Genomic DNA, 21,713 nt, shown 5'->3' with positions numbered 1-21,713 from the left:
GACCGCGCCCCCGCCGGCCCCGGCCGCCCTCAGGACTGCCGCGCCGCCAGCGCGCAGAGCTCGGACCGGTTCGGCAGCCCGGTCTTGGCGATCAGGCTGGCGACGTGCTTCTCGACGGTGCGCGGCGAGATGTAGAGCCGGGCGGCGATGTCCTTGTTGCTGAGCCGGTCGGCCAGCAGCTGGAAGATCTCGTACTCACGGACCGTCATGCCCTTGAGCCGCAGCTGCGCCGGGATCCGGTTGCTGCCGGTGCGGTGCTGGCGGACGGGCGCGCCGATGGCCCGGAGCAGCGTCCGGCAGGCGCCGACGACGGCGGTGGCGGAGGTCTCCCGGAAGTGGTGCTCGGCCTCCCGGAGCCATCCCTCCGGGTCGCCCCAGCCCAGGGCGTGCGCCTCCTCGGCGATCAGCCGCTGTCCGAGGTGGCGGGCGGTGGGGTAGGGCGCACCGACCTCCTGGGCGAGCTGGGCGGCCCGGCCGGCCGCCTCGGGATCGCCCTCGCGGCCGAGCAGCACGGCGTCGGCGAGCAGGACGAAGTGCCGGTTCCACCGCATCCGGCCGGCCGAGCTGGCGGCCACCCGGTCGAGGCGGCCGCGGTCGAGGCGGCCGTCCAGCAGGTCGAGCAGCAGGCCGAGGCCGTGCCGGCCGCCGAGGTGGAAGGTGCTCGGGTTCTCGGCCTCCAGGGCCTGGAGGCCGGCCATGTCCCGGGCGGCCCGGTCCCGGTCCTCCTCCAGGAGGGCGCAGAACACCCGGGCCAGTCCGAGGGCGAGCGGCTCCTCGGGCGAGCCGCTGCCGCCCCAGCGGCCGAACTCGGTGAGCGACTCCTCCATGGCGGTCCGGTCGCCCTGATGGGCCGCCAGGACGGAGCGGGTCATCAGCAGGTAGCGGGCGACCGGGGTCAGCCGCAGCCGGGCCGCCATGGTCAGCGCCTCGTCGCCCAGCACCCGGGCCTCGGCGAACCGGCCGCAGAGCACGTCGTGCAGGGCGAGGATGCCGTCGAGGGTGTAGACGACGGTGACGGCGCCCAGGCGGCGGGCCTCGGTCCGGGCCTCGTCCAGGGTGGCGGTGCCGCCGTCGGCCAGCCAGCGGCTGCCGCCGAGCCGGGTGAGCGCGTACATCCGCTGGAGCGGCAGGCTGTGCCGCTCGGCGGTGTTCATGGCCCGTTCCAGGTAGGTGACCGCCTCGGCCGGGTCGCGCTCGCGGGCGACGACGCCCAGCAGCTCCCAGGCCTGGCAGGCGACCAGCGGCTGGTCGTGCTTCTCGGCGGTGTCGATCGCGGCGCGGGCCAGCCGTTCGGCCCGCTGGGTGCGGTCCTGGCCGGGGGTGTCGAGGCACAGGTAGGCCTCCACCACGTCGGTCAGCGCGGTGTGCGCCTCGTCCGGGTCCGGTCCGAGCAGGGCGCGGGCCCGCTCGATCTGGTTGTTGCCGTCGGCCCAGCGGCCCGCCATGTAGGCCACCTGTGCCAGCCGGGTGTGCAGGGCCGCCAGCCGGGGCGCGCCCAGACCGGCGCCGACCAGCTCCCGCAGGCTGCTCGCGAGGCTGAGCGCGCGGGTCAGCTCGCCGGTCTCGGCGAGGGCGGGCAGCAGGGCCTCCAGGGCCTCGGCGCGGGCGGCCGAGTCGGTGCCCCCGGCCAGCAGGGTCTCGGCCCGGTCGAGCAGGGTGACCGCGGAGCCGACCGTGCCGTTGGCGAGGGCGCGGCGGCCGGCCTCGGTGAACAGCCGGCCGGCCCGGACGGGGTCGCCGGCGTCGGCGCGCAGGGTCGCGGCCAGCGGGCACCAGTCGCCCTGGAGGTCGGGGTGGAGGGCCTCGATCGCGTCGGCGGCCTGGTGGGACAGGGCGGCCCGGGCGGTCGGGGTGAGCTGGGCGAGCAGTGCCTCGGCGGTCAGCGGGTGCTGGAAGGCGTACCAGTCGGGGGCGGGCTCGTCGGCCGCGACCAGCCGGGCGGTGACACCGGCGTGCAGGTGGCTGAGCAGGCTGCGGTCGTCGGCGCCGGTCATCAGCTGGAGCACCGACAGGGGGAAGCGCCGGCCGAGCACGGCGGCGGCGGAGAGCAGGGTCTGCCCCTGCGGGCCGAGTTCGTCGATGCGGTGGATGGCGCCTTCGAGGAGCGCCCTCGGCACGTTGCGGCGCAGGTTCCCGGCCACCCGCCAGGCGGTGTTCTCGCGGACCAGCGCGCCACCGGTGACGGCGCCCTGGAGGAGTTCCTCGACCAGGAACGGGATGCCGGCGCTGTCCTCCCGGATCTGCGTCAGCACTTCGGCGGGCACCAGGCCCGGCTCGGTGTCCAGGCAGGAGGCGATCAGGCGGTTCACCTCGTCGTCGTCCAGCGGCGCCAGCCGGAAGACCGTTCCGCTGCGGCGGCGCCCGGCCGACTCGGCGAGCAGGAGTGCCTCGCCCGGTTCCGACCGGACGGTCGCCACCAGCATGACCGGCTGCTGTTCGAGGTTGTCGACGAGGTACTCGACGACGGCCAGCGTCTCGGTGTCGGCGTCGTGCAGGTCCTCCAGGACCAGCAGGCAGCCCTGGTCGCGGCCCGCGGAGGCGAGCAGCCGCAGGACGGCCTCGGCGAGCACCACGGTCGATCCCTGGTCCGGGGTGCCGGTGCTCCAGTCCGGGATGAGCCGGCCGAGCACCGGGCGGTAGGGGCCGAGGCTCGCTTCGTCCGGCGTCTCCCCGCCGCGTGAGAGCGGCATCAGCGCCTCGGTGAGCGGCCGGAGCGGCACCATCGGTCCGATGGTGCTGCTCCGGCCCCGCAGGACGCGGACTCCTGCGTCGACCGCCTCGCCGATCAGCTCGGCGACCAGTCGCGACTTACCGATTCCGCCCTCGCCGACCAGGAATGTGGTACAGCCGCGCGAGCGGCGGAGATCCCGCAGTGATTCGCCGAGTCCGGCGACTTCGGCATCACGGCCGATGAGATGGGCTGCCCGCACACGCATAGCCCCGGATAGTAGTCGCTCTCCCCGCGGAGCGTCGTGTTCATGTTCGGATCGGCCCTACGTGAGTGCAGGTCAGAACGGCACCGAGACAGTGGTGGTGATGGAGCCGAGGCCCACGACCACGCCGCTGCCGAGGCTCATTCCGGCCAGGGCCCGGGTCCGGGCGCAGGCCCCGTTCCGGCGGACCAGGCGGATCTCGCCGGCCGGGTCCGGGGTGGTCGCGGCCTGGTCCGTGGCCTCGCTGCGGACAGCACCGTTGTACAGGGAGCGGGACATGGGGCTTTCCTTTCCATTCGGGAAGCGGTGCGTGGTGATAAGTGGCGCTGTTCTCTGCTGTTTTGTTTTCGTTTCAGGTGGTCTTGTGCTATTCGGTCCTGTTTGTTTCTCTTCGGTTCTCTTCGGTTCTCTTCAGATGGTCGAAGGGGCCGGTGGTGGGGGGCCGGGGGCCGCGTCCAGCAGCAGGACGGAGGGCACGGTGTCGGCGAAGCCCAGCCGGAGCAGCGCGTAGCCGATCCCGGAGAGCCCGGTGAGCAGCCCCGGCGTCGGCACCTGTCCGGGGGTCCCGCAGCGGGGTCCCCAGTCGTGGAGCTGTCCGAGGACCGTTCCGGCCCGGCCGGTCAGGCTGTTGCGCGCGCCGCGGTGGCCGCGCTCGGCGAGCGCCGCCAGCGCCTCCGCGGTGCCCAGCTCTCCGTGGCAGAGGCTGAGGTCCGCCACCGGCGGCTGTCCGGTGAGCCGGTGCACGGCGTCCCGCAGCGGGCTGTCGGGCTGCTCGGCGCACAGGCCCGCGTCGGCCGCCGCCAGCACGGTGCCGGCCGTCCCGGAGCACCAGCCGCCGGTGAGCCGGTCCGCCGCCAGGGCGGTGGTCAGCCGGGCCCGGCCGGCGGCGGCGAACCGCGCGCCGCGCGGGCCGCCGGTGAACCGGGCGTGCCGGGTGAGCGCCCAGCCGATCCCGGCCTCCCCGAAGGCGAAGCCGACCCGGTCCGGCGCCGCGGCGCCGAGCGGACCGGGCGGCGGCAGGCCGAGCAGCCGCTCGGCGATCCGGTCCGCGAGCTCGGCGGCCCGCTCCAGCCCGCGCTCGCGGTGCACCGCGTGCAGGGCCGCGAGCGCCCCGGCCAGGCCCGCCGAGACGCCGGGCCGGGCCTCCTCGTCGAGCGCCGCCACGGCCAGCGCGTCCAGGGCGGCCGGCAGGCAGTCGGCGAGGCCCTCGTCGACCAGGCCGGCCAGCCGGGCGAGCGAGTAGCAGAGGCCGCCCAGGCCCTCGAAGCCGCCCGGGCCCACCGCCAGGCTCAGCTCCGGGTCGGCGGCGGCAGCGGCGACGAGGTCGGGCAGCGGGGCGACCGCCGCCCGGGCCAGACCGGTGTGGCGGGCGGAGCCGGTCAGCGCGCCGAGCTGGGCCAGGAACAGCGCCACCCCGCAGTAGCCCTGGGCCAGCCCGGCGCCCATCGGCAGCACCGTCCAGTGCTCGTCGACGGCCTCCAGGCCGATCCAGTTGACCCGCCCGTGGCCGCTCACGGAGCGGCCGGCGATCTCGTCGGCGATCCCGGAGGCGGCGGCGAGCAGCGCGGACGGCTCCGGGACGGCGGCGGGCGAGGGGCGGGTGCGCCCACCCGTCCGGTGCCGGGGGCCGGTGGCGTCCGGCCCGACGGAGGCCAGCGTGGCCGAAATGATCCATTCCTGGTCGTGGCGGTCGACGGTGTTCATGCCGTCGAGCTTCGCCCACGCGGTGGCGAGGCCGGAGGTGTCCAGGACGCCGGGCACCGGGCTCCCGTCCGAGGCGAACACCGCGGGCTCGCCGGGCCGGTGGAAGAAGACCGGGACGTCGCCGTCCCACAGGTCGGCGATCTCGTGCTCGATCAGGGCCTGCCGGGCCGGGTCGCCCTGCGATTCGGCCCAGAGCACCGCGAACAGGGCGTCGCGGTCGAGCCCGTCGCCCAGCAGCTGCGGGTGGGTCGCCTCGGCCAGCAGGGTGGCGTAGAGCATCGTCGGGCGGATCACGAGCCGGCCGACGGCCGACGCCCCGGTGGCCAGCAGCCCGGCCGGGTCGGCGAGTTCGGCCCGGTGCCGGACGACGGCGTCGTACCCGGCGCGGAACCCGGCCAGCGTCGCGGAGAGCCGGTCCGCGCTGCCGGCTCCCGGCACGACGCCGTACGGCCGGTTCTTGGCACCGGTGAACGGCGCCCCGCGGCGCACCAGGCGCATCTCGTCGGTGCCGGTCTCCTCCCAGACCATCCGGGTGTTGGGGAACTCCCCGCCCGGCGCGGCGCCGAGGGCGGAGACGTCGACCGCGCCCAGCTCACCGACCAGCAGCTGGGGCAGCAGGCAGGTGCGGTGCACCGAGGCGGCGTGCGCCGCGGCCGCCGGGTCCGGCAGGGTGGTGCTCCCCTCGCCGAGGACGGGGTGCAGCAGCGTCTCCACGTCGACGAGCACCGGCTGGTCGCCGTGCGCGAGGAGGTTCTCGCAGTGCAGGTCCACCCCTTCGAGGGTGTAGGCGAGGGCGAGCAGGGCGCCCTGGCGGCGGTGGAACCGGTCGATCTCGACCAGTGAGCGGCAGGGCCGGTGCTCGATGAACTCCAGCCAGCCGTAGCCGTCCCCGCCGACCCAGCGCGGGGTGCGCGGCGCCAGGCCCGGCACCTTGGCGTCCAGCCAGTCCGTCATGGCGTCCAGGAGCGCGTGCTGGCCGATCGGCCGGGGCTTGTAGACCGCGGTGGCGCCGGCGGCGAACCGCAGCACCGCCACCGACCGGCCCTGCTGGTGGAGGTCCCCGCGGCCCAGCTCGACGGCGGCCAGCGGGCCCTGGTCCCGGCCGTCGAACAGCCCCGCGGTCAGCGCCGGCCGGTCGGCGGCGAGCCGGGTCAGCAGCTCCGCGCCGGAGCGGGCGGTGTGACGGGACGTCCGGGCCATCAGCCGGGCGAGCACCGGGTAGCGGGTGAACAGCCGGGCCAGTCCGGCCCGGGTGCCGGTGCGGGCCGCGAAGTCGGCGAACCGGTCCGCGCCGGTGGCGCCGGCCAGGCCGCCCGCGTCCCGGGCGGCGGCGAGCTCCACGACCAGTGTCCGGGCCGCCTCGCCGGCGAGGCGCTCGGCCAGCCAGCGCGAGTACGCCGGGGCGAACACCGCCAGGTCGGCCGGCTCGGCGCCGCCCGCCAGCGCCCGCGCGGTCAGCTCGGCGGTGGCGGCCGCCACCAGCGGGCGCAGCAGCGGTGCGAACACCGTCGCCCCCTCGCCCGCTTCGAGCGGCACGCCCCCGGGGTGCTCCGGCGCCCCGGCGACGGCCCGCTCCGCGAAGACCGCCCACGACGGCTTGGCCAGCCGGCCGGCCAGGCGCTCCGGCGCCTCGGCGGCGAGTGCCGCGGCCAGCCCCGGGTCGACGCCCAGCCGGGCCAGCCTGGCGGCCTCGCAGGCCTGCTCGACCGCCGAGCGGGTGCGTGCCCCGGCCGTCGGGCCCGCCGCCGGCGCCACCGGCGGGTGCGGGGCCGACAGCCGTTCGCGCAGCGTCGCGGCCGGCGCCCACCAGGAGGGCGCCGGCCCTGAGGCCCGGGAAGCGGTGTCGGTTGTGGTCACGTCCGCAACCCTTCCAGCGGCACGACCCTCCGTACAGGGGAGCACCACCCGTAGATTTCGCCGCGGACTACCCAGACGCCGTACCCGGCGTGCCCCAGCTTTGCGCGCCCGGGTGGTCGGAGGGGTCGCGGGGGCGGGCGCCGGGTCGGTCCGGGGGGCCGCCCGCCGCACCCGGTCGCGGCGGGCGGCGCCGGGGGCGGCCGGGGGCGGGGGTGCGCGGTCGCACGGGCGCGCCGCCCCCGGTGGGCGGCAGCGGGCCGCCCCCAACCCTTCGGGCCCGCCGCCCCGTACCGGACGGACCGGGACGATTCGCCGGCGGATCCGGACGGGGCGCCCGGCGCCGTCCGCGCGACGGGGGCCGTCCGGACCGGCCCCGGCGCCCCCCGCGGCGGGGAATGCGGGTGATCGCGCCCCATGCGGCACGGCGCACCGGAAGCGAAGACTCCTCGCCGAGAGGTTCACCCCGCTGACCGAGGAGTGCACATGGGCAACCCCCTGCCGCTTTGTGTCGTGGCCCTGGACCCGGTGCTGGAAGCCGGCGCCGTCAGCGCGCTGTCCGGCAACCCGGACATCGCCCTGGTCCAGCCCGAGGAGAAGGCCGACGTCGCCGTCGTCCTGGTCGACCGGGTGGACCGTCAGGAGCTCGACCTGGTGACCGCGACGCGCACCGGACCGCACCGGCCCGCCGTCGTCGTGATCGCCGCCGACCTGTCCCCGGCCGAGGCCGCGGACGCCATCAACGCCGGGGCCCGCGGCCTGCTGCGCCGGCGCGAGGTCAACGCCGACCGGCTGGCGCGGACGGTGCTCACCGTGGCCGGCGGCGACTGCACGGTGCCGCCCGACCTGATCGACGGGCTCCTCGACCACGGCACCGACCTCGACCCGCACCCCGGCGCCCGCGGCCACGGCCCCGGCTGGGGCCTGGACGAACGGGAGCGCGCCGTCCTGCGGCTGGTGGCCGACGGCCACGAGACCGACGAGATCGCCCGGGCGCTCTGCTACTCCGCACGGACCGTCACCACCGTGGTCCGCGACATCACCCAGCGGTTCCGGCTGCGCAACCGCGCCCACGCGGTGGCCTACGCCCTGCGGGCGGGTCTGCTGTGAGCGCCCTCGCCCTCGCCACCAGGCCAGAGACCGAGCGGCGGCCCGCCACCGCCCTGCGCGTCCACCTCGGCCCGGCGGGCGGGCCGGCCCGCGAGAAGGTGGCCGCCAACCTGCGCCGGGCCGGCATCGAACTCGCGGCCGGCCACTCCGGGGCCACCGTCCGGGTGGCCGCCGGGCCGACGCCCGGCGCCGCGCTGGACGGCTGGCCGGAGCCCGACGGCCGCCCGCTGCTGCTGGTCGCCGACACCTTCACGGCCGACGGGGTCCGGCGGGCCGTCCGCGCCGGCGCGGTGGCCATGCTGCAGTCCGCCGAGGCCACCCCGGAACGCCTGCTCACCGCCGTCCGCTGCGCCCGGCACGGCGAGGGCCGGATGCCCTACGGCGTCCTGGTCGGCCTGCTCGGCCCGGCGGAGGACGGCGCGCCCGCCCCGCGCCGGCCCGCCCCCGACTCCCCGCTGACGGCCCGGCAGACCGCCGTGCTCGGCCTGGTCGCCGAGGGTCACGGGAACGCGGCCATCGCCCGCGAACTCTCCTGCTCCGAGCACACCGTGAAGAACGTCATCTACGACCTGATGGCCCGGCTCCAGGTCCGCAACCGGGCCCACGCGGTGGCCCACGCCGTCCGCACCGGGCTGATCTGACCCGGCGGCGCCCCGGCCCGCCGCGGCCGGATCCGCCGAACAGAGACATTGACGCAGCAAAAGCGGCGCCCCGCGCTGCCGCTCCTTCCCTACTCCCCCGCCGCACCCGACCGGCAAGCTCCGGTTGTGCCCCGACCACCCGGGGCGCGCGACGTTCTGACTACCCCTTGGAGGTGAGCCGGTGGACCGCGGTGACGTCCGGACGACATCGTTCTCGCAGCAACGGCTGTGGTTCCTCGACCAGCTGCGGCCCGGTACGGCGGATCATCTGCTGCCGCTGGCCCTGCGCCTGCGCGGCGGCGTCGACGCCGCCGCCCTCGCCGCCGCCCTGACCGCCGTGGTCGCCCGGCACGAGGTGCTGCGCACCCGGTACGCGGCCGCCGACGGCGAGCCGGTGGCCCGGGTGGCGCCCGCCGTCGAGGTCCCGCTGGAGACCGTCGAGGCGCCCGCCCCCGGCGAAGCCGGCATCACCGCCGTCCTCGACCTGGTGCTGCACCGGCCGATCGAGCTGACCACCGCGCCGCCGCTGCGGGCCACCCTGGCCCGGCTCGCGGCCGACGACCACCTGCTGGTCGTCGTGGTGCACCACATCGCCTTCGACTTCTCCTCCTGGAACGTCTTCACCCGCGAGCTGGCGGCCGCCTACCGCGCGGCGACCACCGGCGTCCCCGACGGCCTGCCGGACCTCCCGCTCCAGTACGCCGACTTCGCGGCCCACCAGCACGAGCGCACCACCGGACCCCGGCTCGCCCGGCAGCTCGGCTACTGGGGCTCCCGGCTGGCCGGGCTGCCGCCCCTGGAGCTGCCCACCGACCGCGCCCGGCCCGCCGAGTGGGACGGCGCCGCCGCGGTGGCCCGGTTCACCCTCCCCGCCGAGCTGGTGGCACGCGCCGACCAGCTGGCCCGGTCCCGGCGCGCCACCCGGTTCATGGTGCTGCTGGCCGCCTTCCAGGCCCAGCTGGGCCGGTACAGCGGGCAGAGCGACTTCGCCGTCGGCACCCCGGTCGCCGGCCGGGGCCAGGCCGCCGCCCGGGACCTCATCGGCCCGTTCGTCAACACCGTGGTGCTGCGCGCCGACCTGTCGGGCCGGCCGAGCTTCGGCGAGCTGGTGGACCGGGTCCGCCGCGGCTCCCTCGCCGACCTCTCGCACGCCGAGACGCCGTTCGAACGCGTCGTCACCGAGCTGGCCCCGGACCGCGACCTCAGCCGCAACCCGCTCTTCCAGGTCTCCTTCCTGACCCTCGACTCCCAGGCCGAACCGCCCGCGCTGCCCGGCCTGGACGTCGAGCTGGTGCCCACCCCCGTCGCCGGGACGCCGTTCGACCTGGCGCTGGACCTGCTCGGCCGCCCCGACGGCAGCCTGGGCCTGCGCCTGCAGTACGCCACCGCGCTGTTCGCCCCCGAGACGGCGGCCCGCCTCACGGAGGACTACGTCGGGCTGCTGCGCGAGGTGCTCGCCGCCCCGGACGAACCGCTGGCCCTCGCCACCGCCCGGCTGGCGCCGCTGCCCTCCGGCGAGCGCCGCCGCCGGCTCGCGCTCGGCCTCGGCGCCGCCCGCGAGGTGCCCTCCCCCACCGTCACCGACCTCTTCGAACGGCAGGCCCGCAGCACCCCGGACGCCATCGCCGTCCGCTCCACGGACGGCGAGCTGAGCTACGCCGGACTCGACGCCCGGGCCGACCGCCTGGCGCACCGGCTGCGCGGCCTCGGCGTCGCCCGCGGCGTCCGGGTCGGCGTCCTGCTGGAGCGCGGCACCGGCCTGCTCACCGCGCTGCTCGCCGTCCTCAAGGCGGACGGCGTCTACGTCCCGCTCGACCCGATGCACCCGGTGAAGCGGATCGGCTACCTGGTCGAGGACACCGGGGCGGCCGTGGTGGTCACCACCGGCGCGCTGGCCGGCCGGGTGGCGGACACCGCCGCGACCACCCTGCTGCTCGACGGCGACGGCCCGCAGACCGGCCCGGTGACCCGGCCGGACCGGCTCGACCGGACCACCGGCCAGGACGACCTCGCCTACGTCTTCCACACGTCCGGCTCGACCGGCATGCCCAAGGGCGTGCAGATCCCGCACCGGGCGCTGACCAACTTCCTCCGGTCGATGGCCGCCCGGCTGGAGCTGCCGCCGCACGCCACCGTCCTCGGACTGACCACCGCCTCCTTCGACCCCTCGATGCTGGAGCTCTGCCTGCCGCTGCTCACCGGCGCCCGGCTGGTGCTCGCCGACACCGAGCAGGCCCGCGACCCCGAGCGGCTGATCCGCCTGATCGGCGAGGCCCGCCCGCACGTCGTCCAGGCCACCCCCTCGATGCTGCGGATGCTGACCGACACCGGCTGGCTGCCCGCTCCCGGCCTCACCGTGCTCTCCGGCGGCGAGAAGCTGCACACCGAGCTGGCGGCGACGCTCGCCGCCGGCGGCGCCCCGGTGTGGGACCTCTACGGGCCGACCGAGGCCACCATCTGGACCAGCGTGGCCCGCCACGGCGCCGACGGACAGGTGCTGACCTGGGCCGCGGTGGACAACACCAGCGTCCGGGTGCTCGACGACCGGCTGGAGCCGGTGGCCGAGGGCGGCACCGGGCAGGTCTGCATCGGCGGCGACGGCCTCGCCTGGGGCTACCGCGGGCGGCCCGGCCAGACCGCCGGCGCCTTCCTCCCCGACCCGCACGCCACCGTCCCCGGCGGCCGGCTCTACACCACCGGCGACCTCGGCCGGCTGCGCCCGGACGGCTCGCTGGAGATCCTCGGCCGCAGCGACCACCAGGTGAAGATCCGCGGCCACCGGATCGAACCGGGCGAGATCGAGGCCGCGCTGCTCGCCCTGGACGGCGTGCGCTCCGCCGTCGTCCACCCGACCCCGGACGGCTCCGGCGGCCGCCAGCTCACCGCCTACCTGGTCGCGGAGGACGCCGAACGGCCGCCCACCGGCGAGGAGCTGCGCGCCGCCCTGCTCGACTCGCTGCCGCACCACCTCGTCCCGGCCGCGTTCGTGCTGCTGGACGCCATCCCGACCGCGGTCAGCGGCAAGGTCGACCGGCACGCGCTGCCGGTGCCGGAGCCCCGCACGGCCGCCGCCGCCTCCGCCGCCCCGCGCACCCCGCGGGAGCGGGCCGTCGCCGCGGTCTGGGAGGAGGTCCTCGGCAGCACCGGGATCGGCGCCCACGACGACTTCTTCCGGCTCGGCGGGCACTCGCTGCTCGCCACCCGGGTGGCCGTACGGCTGCGCGCCGCCCTCGGGGTGGACGTGCCGGTGCGGGCGCTCTTCGACCACCCCACCGTCGCCGCCCTCGCCGCGGCCCTGGACGGCTACCCGCGGACGGCCGCGGACGGCCCGCTGCCCCGGCTGACCGCCCGCCCGCGCGGGGACCGCGCGACCGCGGGCCGCTGACCCCTCCTTGCCCTCCTCGCCCCAAGGAACCCCCATGACCACCGCCACCACCACCGACACCTCCGTCTTCGAGAAGCTCGAATCCGAGGTGCGGTCGTACTGCCGCACCTTCCCCGTGGTGTTCGAGCGCGCCAAGGGCGCGCTGCTGCACACCGACGACGGCCGGGCCTTCATCGACTTCTTCTGCGGCGCCGGCAGCCTCAACTACGGGCACAACGACGACGCGGTCAAGCAGCGCGTCCTGGACTACCTCGCCGCCGACGGCGTGATGCACGGCCTGGACATGCACACCGTCGCGAAGCGCGAGTTCCTCACCCGCTTCAACGAGATCGTCCTGCGGCCGCGCGGGCTCGACTTCAAGGTGCAGTTCACCGGCCCGACCGGCACCGACGCGGTGGAGGCGGCCCTCAAGCTGGCCCGCCGGGCCACCGGCCGCACCGGGCTGACCGCCTTCACCGGCGCCTACCACGGCATGTCGCGCGGCTCGCTGGAGGTCACCGGCAGCCGCCGCGCCCGCCGGGCCGGCGCGGTGACCGGCGGCGACGTCACCTTCGTGCCCTTCGAGGACGGCCCGCTCGGCCCGTTCGACTCGATCGACCTGATCGAGCGGCTCTGGGCCGACCCGTCCTCGGGCACCGAGCCGCCGGCGGCGGTGGTCGTCGAGCCGGTGCAGATGGAGGGCGGCGTCTACCCGGCGAGCCGGGAGTGGCTGCGCCGCCTGCGCGGCGTCACCGAGCAGTACGGCGTGCTGCTGATCCTCGACGAGATCCAGTCCGGCTGCGGCCGCACCGGCACCTTCTTCGGCTTCGAGGACGCCGGGATCGTGCCGGACATCGTCACCGTCTCCAAGTCGCTCAGCGGCTACGGGCTGCCGCTCTCGCTCACGCTGTTCCGCCGCGAGCTGGACCTGTGGCAGCCCGGCGAGCACACCGGCACCTTCCGCGGCAACCAGCTGGCCTTCGTCGCGGCCACCGCCGCCTGCGAGTTCTGGCAGCAGGACGCCTTCCTGACCGGACTGGAGCGGAACTCGGCCCGGCTCGACCGGTTCCGGACGGAGCTCGCCGCGCTGGACCCGGAGCTGGTGCTGCGCGGCCGGGGCATGGTGCTCGGCATCGACACCGCCCCGGCGGGCGGCGCCGACCGCGCCGAGCGCGTCCAGCGGTACGCCTTCGACCACGGCCTGATCATCGAGCGCTGCGGCCGGCACGACGAGGTCCTCAAGGTGATGCCCCCGCTGACCATCGCGCCCGAGCTGCTGGACGAGGGCCTCGGCGTCCTGCACGACGCCCTGCGCGCCAACTGACGGTCCGCCACCCGAGTCACCGCGTCACCCGAGGAGGAACCCCCGATGCCCCGACCGCCCCGCCGCCACCTGGTCTCCCTGGACGACCTCTCCGACCGCGAGCTGCGCTGGATCGCGTACCGCGGCGCCCAGTACGCCGCCGGCGAGTGCGAGAGCGCCCGGCCGCTCTCCGACGCCGTCGTCGGCGTGCTGTTCCGCAAGACCTCCACCCGCACCCGCACGGCGTTCTCCGCCGGCGCGCTGCGGCTCGGCGCCCGGCTGATCACCTACGGTCCCGACGACCTCCAGGAGAACACCGGCGAGACCACCGAGGACACCGCCGAGGTGCTCTCCCGGATGCTCGACGTGCTGGTGGCGCGCACCGCCGGCAGCACCGAGGAACTCCGCGCCTACGCCGCCCAGCAGCGGATGTCCGTCGTCAACGCGATGAGCGCCGCCGAGCACCCCACCCAGGCGCTCACCGACCTCACCACCATCCTCGGCCACTTCGGGCGGATCGAGGGACTGCGGGTGCTCTACGCCGGGGAGGGCAACAACACCGCCTCGGCGCTCGCCCTCGCGCTCGCCCGCTTCCCCGGCGCCGAGCTGCACCTGCGGACCCCGGCCGGCTACGGGCTCGACCCGGCCTACCTCGACCGCGCCCGCACCCTCGCCAAGGAGGCCGGCGCCCTGGTCGAGGAGCGGCACGACATGGCCGGCCTGCCGGAGGCCGACGTCGTCTACACCACGCGCTGGCAGACCACCGGCACGGCCAAGGCCGACCCCGACTGGCGGCGCGACTTCGAGCCGTTCCGGGTCGACTCCTCCGTGCTCGCGGCCTGCCCCGGCGCCGTCTTCATGCACGACCTGCCGGCGCACCGCGGCGACGAGGTGACCGGCGACGTGCTGGACGGCCCCGCGAGCATCGCGTTCCAGCAGGCCGAGAACAAGTACCACAGCGCCCGCGCGGTCCTGGAGTGGTGCCTCGGCGGCATCCCGGCCGAACAGGCCTGACGGCCGGTCGGCCACCGGCGGACGACCCGGCGCACGTTTCCCAGGGAGGTAGCTCAGCAATGTCCGACACCATACGAATGCCCGGCGGTGGGTGGCGCCTGTGGCCGCACTTCGCACTCCGCGGGCCGGGCTTCCCCGCCGCCGGGGTGCTCCGGCTGGCGCCGGAGGGCCTGGCCACGGCCGCCGACAAGTTCACCCCCGGCGAGGTACCGGCGAAGGCCGACTGGGAGGCCTTCGAGGAGGCCTTCACCGCGGCCGCCGTGCAGACCGCGCGGGACCTCCAGGAGATCGCCGCCTCGGGACCGTTCCGGGCCGCGGTGGCCTGGCAGAACCGGGCGGTGCTGGGCACCGGCATCAAGTCGTTCCTCGACTGGACGCCGTCCGCCGAGGGCCGCACCAGCATGCCGCGCCAGCGCGAGGAACTGGTCGCCCACTACTGGCAGCGGTTCTGCGTCAAGAACGACACCATCGGCTTCTTCGGCCCGGTCGGCTGGGGCACCTTCGACACCGACCGGCGCGGCGTCGAGGTCCACCCCGGCACCGGCCTGGTCGCCGACTCCCAGGTGTACTTCTCCAGTTGGTCGATGGACGCGCTGGCCAAGGCGATCGACCGGGACCCCCGGGTCCGCGACTGGACGCCGCCGCGCCCGGTGCCGTTCGTCCGGGCCGCCGAGGGCACCGTGCTGGTGCCCGGCCGCCCGCCGCTGCCGGTCTCCGAGGCCGCGCTCGCCGTCTTCCGGCTCTGCGACGGCCGCCGGACCCCGGCCGGGATCGCCGAACTGGCCGGCCGGGAGCTCGGCCGGCCGCTGCCCGCCGCGGAGGTCACCGCCGCGCTGGAGTGGCTGGTCGCCCGTCGGCTGGTGCTGTGGAAGCTCGACGTCCCGGCCGGCACCTACCCGGAGCGGGAACTGCGGGCCATGCTCGACCGCATCGGCGACGCCGAGGTGCGCGAACCCGCGCTGGCCCGGCTGGCGGTCCTCGAAGAGGGCCGCGACCGGGTGCAGCGGGCCGGCACCGACCCCGAGGAGCTGACCGCCGCCCTCGCCGCGCTGGAGGGCGCCTTCGCCGAGATCACGGAGGTCGCGGCGGTCCGCGAGAAGGGCGCCCGGACGGCGCCCAACCGCGCCCTGGTCTACTCCGACACCCGCCGCTCCGCCACCGCCACCGTGGGCACCGCCGTCCTGGAACAGCTCGCCCCGCTGGAGCTGTGCATGACCGCCGCCCGCTGGATGACCAACCGGTACGCGGAGGCGGTCGGCGAGCGCATCCGCACCGCCTACCGCGCCCTGCGCGAGCGCGGCGGCGGTCCGGTCGACCTCGGCTCGCTCTGGTTCGCCTGCCTGCCCGCCCCGCACCCGGAGTCGATCGCCGACATCGACCGGATCCAGGCCGACCTGCGCGAGCGCTGGCGGCGGATCATCGACGCGCCGGCCGGCGCCCGGCGGGTCCACCTCACCGCGGCGGACATCGCCGAGCAGGTCCACGAGGCGTTCCCGGAGGGCGGCCGGGGCTGGTCGCTCAGCCGGTACATCAGCCCCGACCTGATGATCATCGCCGAGGACCTCGACGCCGTCGGGCGCGGCGAGTTCGAGCTCGTGATCGGCGAGCTGCACGTCGCGATGAACACCCTCGGGCAGTCCCTCTTCGTCCACCAGCACCCGGACCGCGAGCAGCTGATCGACGAGACCAGCCGCGACTTCCCCGGCCCGCGCCTGCTCCCGATGCTGCCCAAGGAGCTGCCGCTCAAGTGGTCCGCCCGCAGCCGGCAGGCGCTCGGACGGCCGCAGGACCACTACGTCGCCCTCACCGACCACACCTCCGACCCGCACCGCCCGCGCACCGTGCGCTCCGGCGACGTCCTGGTGGAGGAGCGCGACGACCGGCTGGCCGCCGTGCTGCCCGACGGCTCCGAGTTCGAACTGCTCGACGTCTTCTGCCACGCGCTCACCAACCGCGTGATGGACCGCTTCACCCTGCGCTCGGACGGCGACCACTCGCCGCGGATCACCATCGACTCCACCGTGGTCGCCCGGGAGACCTGGCGCTTCGCCGGAGCCGCCCTGGACTTCGCGGACGAGAAGACCGAGGCCCGGCGGTTCGTCCGGGCCCGGCAGTGGCGGGACGCCCACGAGCTGCCCCGCTTCGTCTTCGTGGTCTCCCCCACCGAGCCCCGGCCGTTCTTCGTCGACTTCGACAGCCCGGTCTACGTCACCATCCTCGCCAAGGCCGCCCGCCGGCTCGCCCGCAAGGACCCGGACGCCCGCCTGACCGTCAGCGAGATGCTCCCCACGCCCGAACAGGCCTGGCTCACCGACGACCAGGGGCAGCGCTACACCTCCGAACTGCGCCTCGTCGCCGTCGACCGGACCACCGGGACGGAGGAGCCGGCATGAGCACCCCCGCCGGGGCCACCTTCGTCGACGCCATCCGGGCGCACGCCGACCGCGCACCGCAGGCCCCCGCCCTGCTGACCCCCGGCGGACCGGTCGGCTACGGCGAACTCGCCGAGCGGATCGACCGGCTGGCCGCCCACCTGGCCGCCCACGGCCTCGGGCCGGAACGGGTCTGCGCGGTGGCGCTGCCGCCCGGCGCCGACGCCGTGGTGGCGATCGCCGCGGTCGTCCGCACCGGCGGGGCGTTCCTCGCCCTGGACACCGAACTGCCCGACGAGCGGCTCGCCGCGCTCGCCGCCGGCGGCTCGGCGGCGCACCTGCTCACCACCGCGGCCCTGGCCGACCGGCTCGGCCCGCTCGTCGGCGCGCCCGCCCTGCTGCTCGACCGGCTGGCCGCCGACCCGCCGGCCGCCCCCGCGTTCCCCGCCCCGCACCCGCGTTCGCTCGCGTACGTCAGCCACACCTCCGGCTCGACCGGAGCGCCCAACCCGGTGCTGATCGAGCACCACGGCCTCGACACCTATCTGCGTGCCGTCGCCCGCGACAACCACCTCGGCCCCGGCACCGTCACCCTCCAACTCGCCCCGCCCGGCTACGACGCCTCGATCCGGGACACCTTCGCCCCGCTGACCGCCGGCGGCTGCGTCGTCCTCGTCGACCGCTCGCGCCTGCTGCGCGCCGAGGCCTTCGCCGATACCGTCGCCGAGTACGGCGTCGACACCGTCCTCAGCACCACCCCGTCCTTCCTGACCTTCCTCTCCCAGCATCCGCGCGCCGCCGAACGGCTGCGCTCCCTGCGCCTGCTCTGCTCCAGCGGCGAGTCGCTGCGCCCGTTCCTCGCCGCCGGCGGCCGCGCCCTGGTCGGCGGCCGGCTGGTCAACCAGTACGGGCCCACCGAGTGCACCATGACCTCCACCCGCTACGAGGTGCCGGCCGACCCGGACACCGCCACCGACACCGTCGGCACCCCGATCGAGGGCACCGTCGTACGGCTGCTCGACCCGCAGGGCCGCGAAGTCCCGGGCGGCCAGGTCGGCGAGGTGCACATCGGCGGCGCCGGGGTGGCCCGCGGCTACGGCGGACTGCCCGGCCTGACGGCCGACCGCTTCCCGCCCGACCCGCACGGCCCGCCCGGCACCCGGCTGTACCGGACCGGCGACCTCGCCCGGCGCGGCCCCGACGGCACCCTCGACTACCTCGGCCGCGCGGACCGCCAGCTCAAGATCCGCGGCCACCGGGTCGACCCGGCCGAGATCGAGGGCGCCCTGCTCACCCACCCCGACGTCACCGGCGCCGTGGTGACCGCCGAGACCGACGACCGGGGCCGGACCTGGCTCGACGCCCACGTCACCGGCCCGCTCGCCGCCACCCCCGACGCCCGGCTGCGCGCCCACCTCGCGCTCACCCTGCCGCCGCACATGATGCCCCGGCGCTTCACCCGGCTGGAGCGGCTGCCCGTCACGCACAGCGGCAAGACCGACCGCCGCGCCCTGCGCGCGCCCGTGCCGGAGGCCGTCGCGTGACGGCCGCCGACACCCGCCCGCTGACCGGTCTCGCCACCGACACCGGCCTGCCCGGGCCGGCCGACGTCCTGGCCGCCGCCGAGCGGATCGCCCCGCACGTGCGGCACACCCCGCTGCTGCGCCACGACACCCTGCCCGGCCTGCTCGTCAAGGCCGAACACCTGCAGCACAGCGGGTCGTTCAAGCTGCGGGGCGCGGCCAACGCGATGCTCGCGCTCGGCGCCGACGAGGTGGTGGCCGGCTCCTCCGGCAACCACGGCATCGCGGTGGCCACCCTGGGCCGGATGCTCGGCGTCCGGGTCACCGTGGTGATGGCCGCCGGCGCCGCCGAGGCCAAGGAGCGGGCGATCCGGGCGCTCGGCGGCCGGGTCCTGCGGGTGCCCGGCGGGGTCGCCGAACGCGACCGCCACGCCAGGGACCTCGCCGCCCGCACCGGCGCCGCGCTGGTGCCCTCCTCCGACCACGGACTCGTGATCGCCGGTCAGGGCACCGTCGGCCTGGAGGTGTTCCGGGACGCCCCCGACCTCGACGCGGTCTTCGTCCCGGTCGGCGGCGGCGGCCTGCTGGCCGGCGTCCTGCTGGCGGCCGCCCGGCTGCCGAGGCCGGTGCGCGTCATCGGCGTGGAGCCCGAACGGGCCCGCCGCTACGCCCGCTCGATGGCCGCCGGCGAACCGGTCGAGCTGCCGCCCAGCGACACCGTCGCGGACGGGCTGCGCGGCCAGCGGCCCGGTGAGCTGACCTTCCCGATCGTCCGGCGGCGGGTCGACGACCTGATCGGCGTCGACGACGCGGCGGTGCTGCGCGCCATGGACCTGCTGCACCGCGCCGGCATCGCCGCCGAACCCAGCGGCGCCGCCGCGCTGGCCGGCGCGCTGGGCTCCGGCGCCCTGCGGCCCGGCGCGGCGGGCCGCACCGCGGTCGTCGTCTCCGGCGGCAACTCCGCCACCGTGCTGGCCGCCGCCGCGGCGCGCTGAGCGCCCTGCGCCCCCTCTTCGTTCCCCGTACACCCCACCCCCTTCGGAAGGACCCACCATGACCACCATCGACACCGCCGAACTCGCCGGGCGGATCGCCGGCTTCTACCGCGAGACGCTCGGCGACGACAGCCTGGACACCGACAGCGACTTCTTCGAGGCCGGCGGCGACTCGCTCGCCGCCTTCCAGATCGTCGACCGCCTCCAGGAGCTGGTCGGCGCCGAGATCGCCGTCGCCCTGGTCTTCACCTACCCGTCCCCCGCGGAGCTCGCGGAGGTCGTCGTCGACGACCTGTCCCTCGCTCCCGCCTCGGCCTAGGGGGCACCGGCATGCACGAGGAATCCGTCTCCCTGAGCGGCCGGTGGCGGCTGTGGGACCAGGTCGCGGTGCGCGGCCCGGGGTTCCCGGCCGATGGGGTGCTCCGGCTGGCGCCGGAGGGCCTGGCGGCGGCCGCGGACAAGTTCGGGGCCCGGGACAAGCTCTCCGGGGCCGCCTGGCAGGCCTTCGAGGAGGAGTTCACGCAGTCCGCCGCCCGGGCGGCGGAGGACGCGCAGGGGATCGCCGCCTCCGGGCCGTTCCGCGCGGCGGTCGCCTGGCAGAACCGCGGGGTGCTGGACTCGGCGATCCGGCCGTTCCTCAACTGGTCCCCCGCGACCGAGGGCCGGACCTTCAAGCAGCGCCAGCGCGAGGAGCTGGTCGCCCACTACTGGCAGCGGTTCTGCGTCAAGAACGACACCATCGGCTTCTTCGGCCCGGTCGGCTGGGGCGCCTTCGACCCCGACCGGCCCGGCATCACCATGGACCCGGGCACCGGGCTGATCGCCTCCTCGGAGGTCTTCTGGTCCAGCTGGTCGATGGACGCGCTGGCCCGCGAGATCGGCGCCGACCCGGCGGTACGCGTCTGGACGGCGCCCCGCCGGGTGCCCTTCGTCCGGCTGGAGGAGGACGCGGTACGCGTCCCCGGCCGCCCGCCGCGCCCGGTGGAGCCGGAGACGCTGCGGGTGCTGCGGCTCTGCGACGGCACCCGCACCGCCCACGCCATCCAGCAGGAGACCGGCCCGGGGACCGACGTCCCCGCGCTCCTCGACGAGCTGGTCCGGCGGCGCTGGATCACCTGGCAGCTCGACCTCCCCGCCGACATCCGGCCGGACCGCCGGCTCCGGACCGCCCTGGAGCGGATCGGCGAACCCGCCGTGCGCGCCGAGGCGCTCGCCCGGCTCGACGAGCTGGAGCGCGCCGGCGAGGCCGTCCGGGCCGCGGCCGACGACCCCGAGCGCCTGGTGGCCGCCCTCACCGAGGTCGAGCAGACCTTCCAGCGGGTGACCGACGCGGCCGCCAAGCGCGAGAAGAGCGGCACCACGGCGCCCGGTCGCGCGGTGGTCTACCAGGACTGCCGGCGTGCGGCCCACGTGACGCTCGGCAGCCGGGTGCTGGAGGCGCTCGCCCCGCTCGAACTGCTGATGGACGGCGCCGCCTGGCTCGCCGCCGCGCTGGCCGCCCGGGTGTCGGAGCGGGTCGCCGCGGTGTACGGGAAGCTGCGCGCCGAGACCGACGCCGACCGCCCGGTGGACCTCGCCACCTTCTGGTTCGCCTGCATGCCCGTGCTGCACGGCGCGGCGGGGGCCGACGCCGCCGAGCTGCAGGCCGAGTTCGAACGCCGCTGGCAGCGGATCCTGCCGTCCACGGAGGGCGTGCGCCGGGTCAACGTCGCGGGCGCCGACCTCGCCGACCGGGTGGCGGAGGCCTTCGGGCCGGCCACCGCCGCGGGCTGGACCGCCGCCCGGTACATCAGCCCGGACATGATGATCGCGGCGGAGGACACCGCGGCGATCGACCGCGGCGAGTTCGAACTCGCCCTCGGCGAGCTGCACCTGGCCTCGAACACGCTCGGCAACGAGCTGTTCGTCAACCAGCACCCGGACCGCCGGGAGCTGTTCGACCGGACCGACCGCGACCACCCGTCGCCGCGGCTGATGCCGCTGCTGCCGAAGGAGCACAAGGCCCGGCTCTCCGCCCGGATCCGGCACGCGCTGGTCCGCCCGCAGGACTACCAGGTCGCCCTGCTCGACAACACGGCCGACCCGCACCGCGACCGGACGGCGCCGAGCGCCGACGCCGTGGTGGAGCAGCGGGACGGCCGGCTGACCGTGGTGCTGCCGGACGGCGCCGTGTTCCCGGCCGTCGAGGTCTTCTCGCACGTGCTGACCACCCTGGTGATGGACCGCTTCCGGCTGCTGCCGGAGGCCGACCACTCCCCCCGGATCACCATCGACAAGATGGTGGTGGCCCGGGAGACCTGGCGGTTCATCGGCTCCACGCTGGACTTCGCGGACGAGAAGACCGAGCCGCGCCGGTTCGTCCGGGCCCGGCACTGGCAGGACGCGAACGAGCTGCCCCGCTTCGTCTTCGTGGTCTCCCCCACCGAACCGCGGCCGTTCTTCGTCGACTTCGACAGCCCGGTCTACGTCAACATCCTCGCCAAGGCCGCCCGCCGGCTGGCCCGCAAGGACCCGGACGCCCGGCTCACCGTCACCGAGATGTTCCCCACGCCGGAGCAGGCCTGGCTCACCGACGACCAGGGCCGCCGCTACACCTCCGAACTGCGGCTGGTCGCCGTGACCGACTGACCCACCCGCACCGCTGCGACACCGACCCGGGCCGGGCTCCTGAGGAGCCCGGCCCGGGTCGTCGGCGCGTCCGTCCGGCGCGGGGCGCCGCGCGCGGCCGTCCCACGCGGGCTGTCGGGATCCGGGGCGGGGCCGGGGGCGGGCCGCCGGCGGCGGGGTGTACCCGGCCCGGCGTCCGAGGGCCGGCTCCCGGAGCGCCGGGGACGGGGCTCCCGGGACGGGGCGCCGGGGACGCGACCTCACCCCGGTGGAGCGACCGCGGCGGCGCGGCC

The 21,713-nt window shown here is 76.4% G+C and carries 13 protein-coding genes; 10 read left to right on the top strand and 3 right to left on the bottom strand.

Annotation, left to right across the window (positions count from 1 at the left end):
* Positions 1-29: 29 nt before the first annotated feature.
* From ACZ34W_RS07950 to ACZ34W_RS07940, 3 genes are all read right to left on the bottom strand, one after another.
* Positions 30-2,936, bottom strand: coding sequence for a helix-turn-helix transcriptional regulator (locus ACZ34W_RS07950; protein WP_465602536.1), 2,907 nt, complete (start codon positions 2,934-2,936; stop codon positions 30-32).
* Between the two features lie 72 nt (positions 2,937-3,008).
* Positions 3,009-3,212 carry a hypothetical protein gene (locus ACZ34W_RS07945; protein WP_465602534.1) on the bottom strand — a complete coding sequence of 68 codons (204 nt, stop codon included), beginning with the start codon at positions 3,210-3,212 and terminating at the stop codon, positions 3,009-3,011.
* A 132-nt stretch (positions 3,213-3,344) separates the two neighbouring features.
* Positions 3,345-6,494, bottom strand: a complete 3,150-nt coding sequence (locus ACZ34W_RS07940) for a type 2 lanthipeptide synthetase LanM family protein (protein WP_465602532.1) — start codon at positions 6,492-6,494, stop codon at positions 3,345-3,347.
* Positions 6,495-6,977: 483 nt separating this feature from the next.
* Here ACZ34W_RS07940 and ACZ34W_RS07935 point away from each other — a divergent pair, with 483 nt between their 5' ends.
* The 10 genes from ACZ34W_RS07935 (at position 6,978) to ACZ34W_RS07890 (ending at position 21,441) form a co-directional block, all read left to right on the top strand.
* Entirely contained in the window at positions 6,978-7,601 is a 624-nt protein-coding gene (locus ACZ34W_RS07935) for a helix-turn-helix transcriptional regulator (RefSeq protein WP_329486306.1), read from the top strand.
* Positions 7,598-8,242 (top strand): response regulator transcription factor, encoded by a 645-nt coding sequence (locus tag ACZ34W_RS07930; protein WP_329486308.1) that lies wholly within the window; start codon positions 7,598-7,600, stop codon positions 8,240-8,242. Before ACZ34W_RS07935 ends, ACZ34W_RS07930 begins: the two co-directional genes overlap by 4 nt.
* A gap of 181 nt (positions 8,243-8,423) precedes the next feature.
* Positions 8,424-11,627, top strand: coding sequence for an amino acid adenylation domain-containing protein (locus ACZ34W_RS07925; RefSeq protein WP_465602529.1), 3,204 nt, complete (start codon positions 8,424-8,426; stop codon positions 11,625-11,627).
* A gap of 34 nt (positions 11,628-11,661) precedes the next feature.
* The gene (ectB, locus tag ACZ34W_RS07920) at positions 11,662-12,930 is read left to right on the top strand and encodes a diaminobutyrate--2-oxoglutarate transaminase (protein ID WP_396486568.1); all 1,269 of its coding nucleotides are present in this window, start codon (positions 11,662-11,664) and stop codon (positions 12,928-12,930) included.
* Between the two features lie 45 nt (positions 12,931-12,975).
* Positions 12,976-13,923, top strand: coding sequence for an ornithine carbamoyltransferase (locus ACZ34W_RS07915; RefSeq protein WP_465602527.1), 948 nt, complete (start codon positions 12,976-12,978; stop codon positions 13,921-13,923).
* Between the two features lie 59 nt (positions 13,924-13,982).
* Complete coding sequence (locus tag ACZ34W_RS07910; RefSeq protein WP_465602525.1) at positions 13,983-16,316, top strand: lantibiotic dehydratase; 2,334 nt, start codon at positions 13,983-13,985, stop codon at positions 16,314-16,316.
* Positions 16,313-17,839: an amino acid adenylation domain-containing protein gene (locus ACZ34W_RS07905; protein ID WP_465602523.1), complete on the top strand. Its 1,527-nt coding sequence runs from the start codon at positions 16,313-16,315 to the stop codon at positions 17,837-17,839. The genes ACZ34W_RS07910 and ACZ34W_RS07905 overlap by 4 nt, the downstream gene beginning before the upstream one ends.
* Complete coding sequence (locus ACZ34W_RS07900; protein ID WP_465602521.1) at positions 17,836-18,813, top strand: threonine ammonia-lyase; 978 nt, start codon at positions 17,836-17,838, stop codon at positions 18,811-18,813. Before ACZ34W_RS07905 ends, ACZ34W_RS07900 begins: the two co-directional genes overlap by 4 nt.
* Positions 18,814-18,871: 58 nt before the next feature.
* Positions 18,872-19,132, top strand: coding sequence for a phosphopantetheine-binding protein (locus ACZ34W_RS07895; protein WP_465602519.1), 261 nt, complete (start codon positions 18,872-18,874; stop codon positions 19,130-19,132).
* Between the two features lie 11 nt (positions 19,133-19,143).
* The gene (locus tag ACZ34W_RS07890; protein ID WP_465602517.1) at positions 19,144-21,441 is read left to right on the top strand and encodes a lantibiotic dehydratase; all 2,298 of its coding nucleotides are present in this window, start codon (positions 19,144-19,146) and stop codon (positions 21,439-21,441) included.
* Positions 21,442-21,713: the final 272 nt, after the last annotated feature.

This window comes from Kitasatospora sp. NPDC022856 (genome assembly GCF_055561235.1).
The sequence above is the reverse complement of the archived record's forward strand: the minus strand, read 5'-3'. Positions and strand labels throughout refer to the sequence as shown.

Bases quoted from the DNA above. Each gene is read 5' to 3' on its own strand.
- ACZ34W_RS07950 (WP_465602536.1), bottom strand. From the start codon at position 2,936: ATGCGTGTGCGGGCAGCCCATCTCATCGGCCGTGATGCCGAAGTCGCC.
- ACZ34W_RS07945 (WP_465602534.1), bottom strand. From the start codon at position 3,212: ATGTCCCGCTCCCTGTACAACGGTGCTGTCCGCAGCGAGGCCACGGAC.
- ACZ34W_RS07935 (WP_329486306.1), top strand. From the start codon at position 6,978: ATGGGCAACCCCCTGCCGCTTTGTGTCGTGGCCCTGGACCCGGTGCTG.
- ectB (WP_396486568.1), top strand. From the start codon at position 11,662: ATGACCACCGCCACCACCACCGACACCTCCGTCTTCGAGAAGCTCGAA.
- ACZ34W_RS07915 (WP_465602527.1), top strand. From the start codon at position 12,976: ATGCCCCGACCGCCCCGCCGCCACCTGGTCTCCCTGGACGACCTCTCC.
- ACZ34W_RS07910 (WP_465602525.1), top strand. From the start codon at position 13,983: ATGTCCGACACCATACGAATGCCCGGCGGTGGGTGGCGCCTGTGGCCG.
- ACZ34W_RS07905 (WP_465602523.1), top strand. From the start codon at position 16,313: ATGAGCACCCCCGCCGGGGCCACCTTCGTCGACGCCATCCGGGCGCAC.
- ACZ34W_RS07895 (WP_465602519.1), top strand. From the start codon at position 18,872: ATGACCACCATCGACACCGCCGAACTCGCCGGGCGGATCGCCGGCTTC.
- ACZ34W_RS07890 (WP_465602517.1), top strand. From the start codon at position 19,144: ATGCACGAGGAATCCGTCTCCCTGAGCGGCCGGTGGCGGCTGTGGGAC.